This is a genomic window from Paenibacillus sp. YSY-4.3, assembly GCF_054767475.1.
Genome location: NZ_BAABMC010000002.1, coordinates 558,949 through 570,001, shown reverse-complemented (window position 1 = coordinate 570,001; position 11,053 = coordinate 558,949). Strand labels below are relative to the sequence as shown.

The 11,053-nt window shown below is 52.2% G+C and carries 9 protein-coding genes; 4 read left to right on the top strand and 5 right to left on the bottom strand.

What is annotated here, in order from left to right; all coding sequences use genetic code 11:
• Nucleotides 1-84: 84 nt before the first annotated feature.
• Complete coding sequence (locus ACYUJT_RS09270; RefSeq protein ID WP_460320897.1) at nucleotides 85-699, bottom strand: GNAT family N-acetyltransferase; 615 nt, start codon at nucleotides 697-699, stop codon at nucleotides 85-87.
• Between the two features lie 194 nt (nucleotides 700-893).
• On the opposite strand from ACYUJT_RS09270, the gene ACYUJT_RS09265 reads away from it, so the two are divergent.
• Both ACYUJT_RS09265 and ACYUJT_RS09260 read left to right on the top strand, forming a co-directional pair.
• Nucleotides 894-1,922, top strand: a complete 1,029-nt coding sequence (locus ACYUJT_RS09265) for a phosphotransferase (RefSeq protein WP_460320895.1) — start codon at nucleotides 894-896, stop codon at nucleotides 1,920-1,922.
• Nucleotides 1,894-2,892: a glycosyltransferase gene (locus ACYUJT_RS09260; RefSeq protein ID WP_460320893.1), complete on the top strand. Its 999-nt coding sequence runs from the start codon at nucleotides 1,894-1,896 to the stop codon at nucleotides 2,890-2,892. Before ACYUJT_RS09265 ends, ACYUJT_RS09260 begins: the two co-directional genes overlap by 29 nt.
• A gap of 42 nt (nucleotides 2,893-2,934) precedes the next feature.
• Here the strand turns inward: ACYUJT_RS09260 and ACYUJT_RS09255 are convergent, their stop codons facing one another.
• The 4 genes from ACYUJT_RS09255 to ACYUJT_RS09240 all read right to left on the bottom strand — a co-directional run bounded on the left by ACYUJT_RS09255 (nucleotide 2,935) and on the right by ACYUJT_RS09240 (nucleotide 8,124).
• Nucleotides 2,935-4,107, bottom strand: coding sequence for an ABC transporter permease (locus tag ACYUJT_RS09255; protein WP_460320891.1), 1,173 nt, complete (start codon nucleotides 4,105-4,107; stop codon nucleotides 2,935-2,937).
• On the bottom strand, nucleotides 4,104-4,814 hold the full coding sequence (locus ACYUJT_RS09250) for an ABC transporter ATP-binding protein (protein ID WP_460320888.1): 711 nt from the start codon (nucleotides 4,812-4,814) through the stop codon (nucleotides 4,104-4,106). The genes ACYUJT_RS09255 and ACYUJT_RS09250 overlap by 4 nt, the downstream gene beginning before the upstream one ends.
• Complete coding sequence (locus tag ACYUJT_RS09245; RefSeq protein WP_460320886.1) at nucleotides 4,811-6,157, bottom strand: efflux RND transporter periplasmic adaptor subunit; 1,347 nt, start codon at nucleotides 6,155-6,157, stop codon at nucleotides 4,811-4,813. The genes ACYUJT_RS09250 and ACYUJT_RS09245 overlap by 4 nt, the downstream gene beginning before the upstream one ends.
• Before the next feature lie 233 nt (nucleotides 6,158-6,390).
• Entirely contained in the window at nucleotides 6,391-8,124 is a 1,734-nt protein-coding gene (locus ACYUJT_RS09240; protein WP_460320883.1) for a putative bifunctional diguanylate cyclase/phosphodiesterase, read from the bottom strand.
• 383 nt (nucleotides 8,125-8,507) lie between these two features.
• Here ACYUJT_RS09240 and ACYUJT_RS09235 point away from each other — a divergent pair, with 383 nt between their 5' ends.
• Both ACYUJT_RS09235 and ACYUJT_RS09230 read left to right on the top strand, forming a co-directional pair.
• On the top strand, nucleotides 8,508-9,857 hold the full coding sequence (locus tag ACYUJT_RS09235; RefSeq protein WP_460320880.1) for a glycoside hydrolase family 30 protein: 1,350 nt from the start codon (nucleotides 8,508-8,510) through the stop codon (nucleotides 9,855-9,857).
• 260 nt (nucleotides 9,858-10,117) lie between these two features.
• Nucleotides 10,118-11,053, top strand: coding sequence for an ABC transporter permease (locus ACYUJT_RS09230; protein ID WP_460321602.1), 936 nt, complete (start codon nucleotides 10,118-10,120; stop codon nucleotides 11,051-11,053).

Genomic DNA, 11,053 nt, shown 5'->3' with positions numbered 1-11,053 from the left:
TATTAGCTGTAACTCACCCATACAAAGAAAGAACCTGAGGCGTTGCCTCAGGTTCTTTGCGTTTATGTCGATTTGGAAGGCTCTTCATTTGACGAGATGCACAGGCGGCGGGCCATCGCTCTTTAGCAGGCTGAAGCAGGCGATATCGATGAATTCGCCGTCCTCGAATTCGGCCTCCCGTTCGATGCCCTCGTGGCGGAAGCCTAATGATAACAGCGTGCGATGGGCGGCCTGGTTGCTGCCCTCAACCCGTGCTTCGATCCGGTTCAGCTTCATAGTATCGAAGCCAAAATTAAAGAGGGCGTTTAGCGCTTCTTTGAGCAGGCCCCGCTTACGGAATTCGGGATGAAGCTCAAATACAAGCTCTGCCTTATAATGAGCTTTGTTCCAATGGCAAAAGCCGCAGGAACCGATCAGCCGATTGCTGTGTTTAAGATAAATGCCGAAGCGAATTCCCCGCTGTTCCTGGTGGGGGGTCATAAACCATTCCTGTATGCGGTGTGCAGCGGCCTCCCGTTCCGGGACTGACGTTCTGCGGGTTTCCTTGCTCGGCTGAATGTCCAGGTGCTTCTCATGTCCCTGGAAAGTCTTAATCATCATGGAATTTCCATAAAGCTCTGCAGCCGCGTCCATATCCTGCAGCGTCACTTCTCGCAATTGAAGGCGCGCGGTGGATAGGGCGGGGAAGCGGTCAAACATGTTGATCCTCCTTGGCAAATCATAATTCTCAGGGTCTAGTATCCATATCCTATATATTATAACCCATGATTGCCATAATCGCTTCTTGAGACGGATTGAAAACCCCCTCTTTTCCAGAACAATTCTCTTGTTTGACAATCAATCTCAGGGTTAGTACCCTTACAATAATAAACTTGTACCCGAAAGGTAACATGATGAACGATATGCAAGAGACGAACGATGTCCTTAAATATGTATCCGAGAGCGGCGAGCTGAATGACCGCTATGTGTGGAGAAGGGAAAAACTTTATCAGGGTATGAACGGCAAGTTCGTGGAGCGCTTCTATGCCTCCCCCGAACGAAGCTACGTATTCAAGCCGGTCACCCACGAGGGGAGCGGGGATCGCGAGGCCTGGGTGCATGAGCATATCCTATCCTCCTTCCCGCCTATATATCCGCAGTTGATTGCGTGTTCTGAACCTGGCCAAGGCGAGGCGGGCTGGGGGATCTTTGAGGATTTGGGAGCGATCAGCCATTGCTTCGACGTCAGGCACGCCCTGCTTGTGGCCAAACAGATTGCTTGGTGGCACTCTTATCCCGCAGAGCATTGGGGTGATGTCCCGGATACGGGGCAGAAGCCGGGATTGCGGCAGTTGGCCGCTGACCTGCGCTTGCGAAGCGAAGAGACGGAGCTTGCCTTGGAAGCAGCGGGGCTGCCTTGCAGGTGGGCCGAGGATATTTTGAGCGAGCTGGACCAAGCGGGCTTTGGCCTGTTGACGGAGGAAGCGAAGGTATTGTCGCACGGGGATTTGCATCTTGGCAATTACACGGTAACGGAGAGCGGCAAGTTGTACATCCTGGACTGGGAGCACGCTCATTTGAACGTTCCTTATTGGGATTTGTATTATTTGATCGATATGGCGCATCCTCGGTACCCCAAGCAGATGACGCTGGCCTATCGTGAGCAGATATTGCGGCATTACTTGAAGCAGTCTGCTTATTACGGCAAACCGTGGGAGGACGAGGAGGCATTCATAGAAGCCTACAGCTTGTTTGCGGTGGTATTCTCGCTATGGATGCTAATGCTGATCGCGAATGATCTGCGGCAGGGCGGAGGCGTTTGGTCCGAAGCGGAGCTTTTGGCTCAACGCGGTGAGGTAAAGGCCAGCTTGCACGATTGCTGGAACAGAATTACACGGAAAGGACGGCAAGCCAGTGAAAAAGATCGGACTAATTATGCGTAAAATCCAATTTGCCGAAGCCCAGGGGCCGCGCGTGTTTGCTGAGCGCCTTAAGGCTCTGGCGGCTGAGCTTGGAGTAGAAATCATCTTTATTTCGCCGGAGCGCCATGTCAGCGGTCATGACTGGATTCCGGGTTACGAGCATGAAAAAGGGGATTTGGTCAATTACGATATCGTACTTGACCAAATTTACGCCCAGGGAATCGAGCATGTCATCTTCACGGTATCCGGATTTACTTATTTGAAGATGTTTATCAAGAATAGCGTCCTGTTTCCGCACAGCTTTCCGGATCCGGCCCTGACGGGGTACGAAATGATGAAGCCCTTCTACAGCATCGTAGACAAGGCCATCGTACAGACCGAGTTCCTGAAAAAGCAGCTGGACAGCGTGTTCGGCGTAACCGACGTCGATGTGATTCCGATTGGCTTCAGCGAGGAGCTGGCGCATCGTTATTTCGATCCGGATGCGATCGTGCATAACCGCGTGCTGTGGATCGGCCGGGATGAGGAGAACCGCCGGCCGGATTTGGTGCTGGAATATGCCCGGCGCAATCCGGACCGGGAGGTGTACATGGTATTTGGCGGCGAACGCTACCGGGAGAGCATGAAGAAATATGATATTCCGGGCAACGTCAAGCTGCAGTTTGCCTTGTCGCAGGCCGAGATTTTTCAGCTGATGAATTCAGCCAAAGTATATTGGAGCTGCTCCAAGTTCGATACGTTTGCGATGCCGCTGACCGAAGCACTGGCCATGGGCAAAATCGTGGTGAAGCCGGAGCATCCCTGCTATGACCATATCAGCTCGCGGCATGCCTTCGCCGGGAATGAGCGCAATTGGTTTGAACTGGTCAATATGGCGCTGGACTCGCCGTTCTCCCATTCCTTGGATAACCGGGAATATGCTTTTGGCAAATTCTCGAGCACGGTGATGAAGGAAGGGTATCGTAAGTTTTTTGATGGATGGTTAAAGTAGTCTATTACAATAATCTTCTTGTGAGCTGGATCGAAATGCAGCTTAGTCGGTGCGCAAAGCGTAAATAGGCCGCAGCTTGGCCGCTTTGTTGGCCGGAATCACGCCGAATACGATGCCGATGAATAGCGAGAAGCTGAAGGAGACGGCCACAATCGACATGGATACTTCGGTATTTAAGGTGGACATGCCGGCGATCAGGGCGCTGGCTCCATAGCCGAGCGCGACGCCGATCAGGCCGCCGAAGCCGCTCAGCGCGGTAGATTCGATCAGAAATTGGAGCAGAATGTCTCGCTTCTTGGCCCCGATCGCTTTGCGCACACCGATTTCCCGCGTTCGTTCGCTGACGGACACAAGCATGATATTCATGATGCCAATTCCGCCGACGAGCAGGGAAATGCCTGCGATCCCTCCCAAGGCCAGCGAAAGCATCTGCGTGGTCGAATTCAGCGTGTCCATCATCTCCTGAGCGCTAAAGACGCTATACGCATTGTCGGTATACATGAACTTTTCGTCCAGCCAGGCCTTCAGCCGCTCCTGCGTGCTTGGGACGAGATCAGTCGAAGCAGCCTGTACGGTGAAAGAACGAATGCCCCGGCTCTGCAGGAATCGTTCGGCCGTCGAAATCGGGATGAGGATTTTATCGTCATTGGAGCCCGTCGCGCTGGTACCGATCGTCTCCAGCAGGCCGACGATTTTGAAGCTTACCCCGTTCAATTGCAGCGTCTGACCTACGGGATCGTTAGTTCCAAAAAAATCACTGGCGACCTCGGAGCCGATTACAGCTACCTTCATCCGGTATTCATTATCGATATCCAGAATGTAGCGCCCGGATTGGACGTGGAAATTCTTTACCTCTTCGTAGGCCGGCGTAATACCTTCCACGGAATACGTATCATTAACGGTTCCTTTCTTCACTGTTGCATTCCCGGAAATGACCGGGGAGACGGTTTTCACCCCGCTGATCTCCTTCAATTCCATAACCTCTTCATAGCTCAGCGAAGTGGTCGCCCCGCGGCCCATAATATTAACGGTGAGCAGATCGGTGCCGAGCCCTTGGAGCTGCTTGGTGATGGAGGACGTCGTGCCTTGGCCGACAGAAACCAGCGTGATCACGGAGGATACGCCGATAATGATGCCCAGCATCGTCAGGAAAGAGCGTGTTTTGTTGCCTGTTATGCTTTTAAAGGCCATTTTGATGCATTGGTAAATGTTCAAGGCTCATTCCCCCGATCTTCGACGATTTTGCCGTCCATGATCCGGATGATGCGTTTGGCCTGCTCGGCAATGCTCAGGTCGTGAGTGATGATGATAATTGTATGGCCCAGCCGGTTGAGCTCCTGCATTGTGGCCATCACCTCGGCGCCCGTCTTACTGTCGAGCGCTCCCGTCGGCTCATCGGCCAGCAGCATCGGCGGCTTGCCCGCGATGGCCCGGGCGATCGCCACGCGCTGCTGCTGACCGCCGGATAATGCCGAAGGGCGGTTGTGCATACGGCCCTCGAGTCCGACGAGCCGCAGAGAATCCTCGGCGGCCTTGCGCCGTTCCTTGTGGGGAACGTTGCGGTAAATGAGCGGCAGCTCTACATTCTCGAAAGCGGATAATTTGGGCAGCAGGTTGTACTGCTGAAAGATGAAGCCGATTTTTTCATTGCGGATTTGCGCCAGCTTATTGTCGGATAGTTCGCGGACATCCAGGCCATCCAGCAGGTAGCGGCCCTCATTCGCGATGTCGAGACAGCCGAGCATATTCATCAGGGTGGATTTACCCGAGCCGGAGGGCCCGATGATGGCGACAAATTCTCCATGATGGATAGTAAAAGTAATATTTTGCAGCACCGGCATCATTTCTCCAGCCATGATGTAGCCGTGGCCAAGCTCCTTAACCTCGATTAACGGTTGCGGCGATTGCGCGGTCAATGTCATTGGAAGCCGCCTCCGCTTCTGCGCATAACTCCTCCGCCGGACATGCCGCCGCCCGTACTTCCGCCACCCATATCTCCGCCCATTCCGCCGAAGCCACCGCCCGGCATGCCACCGCCAGGCATCATTTGCTGTCCGGCTTGATTGTTGGAAGCAGCGGCTCTTCGAACCGTCGGGATGACGACCTCATCGCCTTCCTGCAGCCCGCTCACAATTTCGATGCGTGTCTCGTCGTGAACTCCGACCTCCACCTTCTGCATCTGCCTTCCAGCCGGGTTCCCGCTGCTTCCTTGCTGTCCCTGCTGTCCTTGGCGGCTTTGCCGTCCTTGCTGCCCTGATTCAGGCGACGATGCATTCGAATTCGGCATGTTCCGTCCAGTGCTTGCCGGTGCTTCCGGGTTGGAATCCGTCTTGTCAGTGGAAGGAAGGATAACCATATAGTCTTCTCCGAACTGCTGTACGGCCTCGATAGGCAGGGTCAGCACATCCGTTTTCTCTTCCAGGATAATCGTGACCTCCGCCGACATGCCTACGCGGATGCCCTCGGACTCATCAAGCTTTACCGTTACATCAAATAGCGACACCCCTCCTGAGGCTTTTCCTTCATTGGCAATGTCGGTAACGACGCCAGCAAATGTCTGGTTGGGGATCGCATCGAGTTTGACCTCGGCCCGCATTCCCGTCTGCACCTTGGGGATATCCAGTTCATCGATGCTGACGGTCGCGCTTAGTGCTTGATAATCAATAAGAGTGAAGAGCTCGTTCCCTTCCTTTGCCCGCTCGCCGGAAGAAATATTGACCTTCGTTATCGTCCCGCCGATCGGTGCGGTTAACGGGTCCGGGGCGACCATATCTTCTTTTAGTGAGGCGATCTCATCCCTAATTGTCTGGATGCTCTTCTCCTGTTTGGTTATGGACAGTTTGATGGAGGAGAGCGATTCTTCGTTTCCTCCGTTGTAAACTTCGCGTTTGTACTTGTCCTGCAATTCCTCCAGATTCAGCTGCTCAGTTTCTAGGGAGGATTCCTTGGCGGCAATGTTGTCGCCGAGATCATTGTCCTCAAAGGTCAGCAGCGTTTGTCCCTTTTGGACGACATCGCCCTCCTTGACCTTCACTTCGGCAACGACGCCTTCGTCTTTTGTACGAACCGTCTCTTCTTCCGTGGAAATAATGCTGCCGGCTCCGGAGACGCTGACGACGATATCTCCTTTGGCAACCCGGGTTGTGTTCTGCTCCATAACTGGCTGCTGCGCCTGCTTGTCCTTCGCCAATATCATGTAAAGCGAGGAAGCGATGATCAGGATGGCAGCTACTCCAAGACCGAGCCATAGCCATTTTTTCTTCATCAGGCCATTCCAACTTTCTTTAAAGTTATGTATATCCTAAAATTAAACAGCTTCAAGAATAGTTTACAGAGCGTAAATTAAACAAAGCTGAAATCAAACTGAACGTTTGCTGAAAGTATAGTGAGCGGCTGCATGCCACAAGTCAGCGCAAAAAGGCCTATCGCGAAATCGCTTGAACGATTTCGCAATAAGCCGTCTTAAGCCCTTGGGGCGTTTATTTGCTATGTTGCTTCCTAAAGCGCCAGTTCTTCTCTGCCGTTTGCTGACTTCAGCAACTGCTCGGCAGCCTGTTCTTCCAGTGGCCGACTGTAATAGAAGCCTTGAATTTGATCGCAGCCGATTTCCTGCAGGAATTTGAATTGCTCTTCAGTCTCGACGCCTTCCGCCAGTACGGTCATACCTAAAGATTTGCCCAGCTCGATAATCGAGCGGAGCAGCGAGCTGTCCCGCTGGGAGGAGGGTGTTTCTTGAACGAACGTGCGATCGATCTTTAACACCTGCAAAGGCAACGTCTTTAAATAATAAATGGAGGAGTAGCCTGTACCGAAGTCGTCCAGTGATAAGCTGATGCCTTTTTCCTTAAGGGAATCGAGCTTTTCCTTAATCATCATCGGGTTGTTGATAAGCGATTCCGTCAGTTCCAGCTCCAAATACTGCGGGTCTAGTCCCGTCTGCTCCAGCACATGCGTGACCATATGAACAAAATGGGGATGCCGGAACTGGACCGCGGAGACGTTGACCGAGATCGGCAGCTTCGGATATCCGGCGTTCTGCCACTTTTTGTTCGTGTGGCAAGCTTCCCACAGCACCCATTCTCCCAATTGCACGATAAAGCCGGTATCTTCGGCGATCGGAATAAACGAGGCGGGGGAAATACGCCCTAGTTCGGGATCATTCCAGCGGATCAGTGCCTCTAGTCCGGTAAGCGCCCGGGTGGCCGCATCGATTTTCGGCTGATAATGGAGCTCGAATTCCCCCTCAGCCAGTGCCCGCGGCAGCTTTTTCTCAATATTGACCCGCTCTAGCAGCTTGTCCAGCAAGTAATAATCGAAATAATGCGGTCCGTTGAGCACCTCTATTTTGGCTTCCTTCATCGCAAGCTCGGCGTGCTTAAGCAGAATGGCCGATTCGCATCCGTCATCGGGATAAAGGCTGATCCCCATCCCGAATCCCAGCGTGATTTCCTCATCAGAGAGAAAATACGGCCGTCTTAGGACGTCGTTCAGCTGAATTGCGATCTCATGAACCTGCAGCGGGTCGGTAATGCTGGAGAGCAGGACGATGAAATCATCCGCGAAGCTGCGGCAAATCGACGTTCCTTCCGTCAAGGTATTCTTAAGTCTCCGCGCTACTTCCTTAAGCAACTCGTTGCCAGTGCCTTCACCGTAGCTTTCATTGATGTAGCGGAACCGGTTTAGGTTCAAGCGGATAACAGCGGCAGTACGGGCATTCATTTCCGATGCCTGGAATTCCCTCTTCATCGCTTCCCGGAAGCCATTATTGTTCAGAAGTCCGGTGAGAGGATCGAAATTAGAGAGCATTTTGATTCTTTGCTCGGAGGCGTCCCGTTCTTCCATCTCCTTGGTGACATCGAATTGCAGGCCGATGAAATAGGTCGGCTCGCCCTCCGAATTGATGACAGGGCAAATAATAAACTGATTCCAGAACGTGCTTCCATCTTTTTTGTAGTTTTTAATCGTCACAGTATCGGTCCGGCCTTCCTTGATCGCCTGCCGGATAACCTTCAAATGAGCTTCATCCGTCTCTTCGCCTTGCAGAAACCGGCTATTTCGCATGAGCACTTCTTCGCGAGTATATCCGGTTATCATTTCAAAGCCCTGATTGACGTAGACGAGCGGGTTATCCTTTAAATTAGGATCGGTAATGGCTAGGCCGATCCCCATCTTATCAATGGATCGCAGCAGTGTGGCCGAATCGATCAGTGATTCGATACCGGAATGACTCAAAATATTAGCCCCCTCAAGTTGACCGCGAATTAATGTAGGACTTATGGAATAAGTAATATGGATTATGTCTTAAAAATATCATATTGCGGAAGTTGCAGGAAATCAATGGATAGTGTATATGAAAATCAGGAAAAATGGAGCTTTTTGTCGAATTTTTTCAATCTCTTTGGATAATTGAGGAAGGCCGGGCCATTTATAGCTGCCGGGCAGACCGAAATTTCGTTTGAGGTCACTAAATTTTGTATTGGTTTGACGGGGTAATTCGCTTCATTTTAAGATTTAAGCAAGTTTCTGAGCTTCAAGGCGAAAGCGCATACGAAAGGGCCCCCTATCCCTGGAGTAGGCGCTTTTCTCCATGATATTAAACAAGGAGTGGATAGAGCATGACCAGACAAGCAAAATGCATTGTGACCTCCAAGCAAACGAATGATCGTCTCAGGGATCAGGGCAGGGTGTCATTTCAACCGAAGGCTGAAGGACTGAGCGCCGATTTAGAGCTTCAGCCTAGTGTCCGCCACCAGCGGATTCTTGGGTTCGGTGGGGCGTTTACGGAGGCGGCAGCTTATACGCTGTCCCGCATGAGCCCGGATAAACGGGAGGAGGTCATTCGCAGCTATTATGATCCGCAAGAGGGAATCGGTTATACGATTGGCCGCGTGCACATTCATAGCTGCGACTTCGCTCTGGAGAACTATACTTACGTGGCGGATTACGATACCGAGCTGAAGACGTTCGACATTTCCAGGGATCGCAAATGGGTTCTTCCCTTGGTCAAGGATGCGGCCCGTACCCGAGGTGGGGATATTACGATGCTGGCCTCACCATGGAGTCCGCCGGCCTGGATGAAGACGAACGGGGATATGAATCATGGAGGAGCGCTTAAGCCGGAATACCGCGAGGCATGGGCGCGTTACTATACGAAGTTTATCGAAGCCTACCGCGCGGAAGGCGTGCCGATCTGGGGCATCACCGTTCAGAACGAGCCTGCGGCGGTTCAGACCTGGGATTCCTGCATTTACAGCGCCGAGGAGGAGCGGGACTTTATTAAGGATCATTTAGGTCCTGCGATGCATGCTGCCGGCATGAAGGACGTGAACATTCTCATTTGGGATCACAACCGGGATATCATGGTGGAGCGTGCCAGCGTAGTGCTATCCGATCCGGAGGCGGCGAAGTACGTCTGGGGGACGGGCTTCCACTGGTATGTCAGTGAAGATTTTGACAATGTCGGCAAGGTACATGATCTGTTCCCGGACAAAGGCCTCCTCTTCACGGAAGGCTGTCAGGAGGGCGGCGTGAAGCTGGGCGAGTGGTTTACCGGCGAACGGTATGGACGGAATATGATTGGGGATTTGAACAATTGGACGGAGGGGTATCTCGACTGGAATATCGTGCTGGACGAGACGGGCGGACCGAACCATGTGAACAATCTATGCGACGCACCGATCATCGCCGACACCGTCACGAATACGCTCCATTATAACAGCTCCTATTATTACATCGGCCATTTCAGCAGATACATCGCCCCGGGGGCGGTACGCATCGGCCTGGAGACGCGGGTGGCAGGCGTCCTCTCCACAGCGTTTGCAAATCCGGACGGGACGATCGCCGTCGTTGTCATGAATGAGGGTGAGGAGCAGCGAAGCTTCACGCTCGGCCTGCAAGCCGATGTGCTGGAGGTCCGGCTCGAGCCGCGCTCTATCATCACTTATGTCATCGATCATCATGAGTAGATAGAACTCAAATCCCTCTTTGCAGTGGCCTGTCGAGGAACAGGCCTTGTAAGCACAAAGGGGGATTTTTTCTTTTTTGACGGCCGAAATTTAGGGCCCCTCATACGAAATCTGAAGCCTTACGGCTTAGCGAGATAGATCGTACAATAAATTCAAACAGATGAAAATGCTTTCATGAATGCACATGGGAACGAAACGAACAGCTTGGAGGTCAAACTATGGAACTAGAGCAGAGTGCCGAATCGGCCGCATTGTCAAAGATGGAGAATATGCGCCCCGAGCCGCCGCGCCGGGACTGGCTGAGGAAGCTGCACAGGCAAAGGCATATTCAGGTGATGGCTCTGCTGGGCATCGCCTGGATCATTCTTTTCAATTACGTACCGATGTACGGTATCATTATCGCCTTTAAGGACTACAGGATTATCAAATCCATTGCCGAGGCGTCCTGGGTAGGGCTCGAGCATTTCAAAGCTTTCTTCGAGGACGATAATTTCGTGAACGTCATGAAGAACACATTGGGTATCAGCTTGATTAAGCTGATTATTGGTTTTCCACTGCCGATCATTTTTGCCTTATTTTTGAATGAAATACGTTCGCTTCGATACAAGAAGGCGATCCAGACGATATCTTACTTGCCGCATTTCTTGTCCTGGGTCGTTCTGGGCGGGATATTGGCGACATGGCTGGCGGACGTGGGCATCATCAACAATTTGTTGATGGCGCTGAACCTGATTAAAGAGCCAATTTCGTATCTTGCCGAGCCGGACTATTTCTGGGGGATCATCATTACATCCGATATCTGGAAGGAATTGGGTTGGTCGGCGATTATTTATCTGGCGGCAATCTCCAGTGTATCACCCGATTTGTATGAAGCCGCGACGATTGACGGTGCGGGAAGGTTCCAGAAAATGTGGTACGTCACGCTGCCATCGATCAAGGGAACGATTTCGATCCTGTTCATTCTGGCTGTCAGCGGCGTGCTGAATTCCAACTTTGATCAAATCCTGGTACTGCGCAACGCTCTGAACGAGAGCGCCAGCAATGTCATCGATATTTATGTGTACCAGACAGGGATGCTGTCCGGGCGCTTTTCCTACTCCACTGCGGTTGGTCTGTTCAAATCGGTGATAGCCCTGTTCCTGCTGCTGATGGCGAACAGCGTAACCAAGAAGCTGAATAATACATCACTCTTCTAG

Excerpts from the sequence above, each read along its gene's own strand:
- ACYUJT_RS09230 (WP_460321602.1), top strand. The coding sequence starts at position 10,118 with ATGGAGAATATGCGCCCCGAGCCGCCGCGCCGGGACTGGCTGAGGAAG.
- ACYUJT_RS09270 (WP_460320897.1), bottom strand. The coding sequence starts at position 699 with ATGTTTGACCGCTTCCCCGCCCTATCCACCGCGCGCCTTCAATTGCGA.
- ACYUJT_RS09235 (WP_460320880.1), top strand. The coding sequence starts at position 8,508 with ATGACCAGACAAGCAAAATGCATTGTGACCTCCAAGCAAACGAATGAT.
- ACYUJT_RS09250 (WP_460320888.1), bottom strand. The coding sequence starts at position 4,814 with ATGACATTGACCGCGCAATCGCCGCAACCGTTAATCGAGGTTAAGGAG.
- ACYUJT_RS09245 (WP_460320886.1), bottom strand. The coding sequence starts at position 6,157 with ATGAAGAAAAAATGGCTATGGCTCGGTCTTGGAGTAGCTGCCATCCTG.
- ACYUJT_RS09265 (WP_460320895.1), top strand. The coding sequence starts at position 894 with ATGAACGATATGCAAGAGACGAACGATGTCCTTAAATATGTATCCGAG.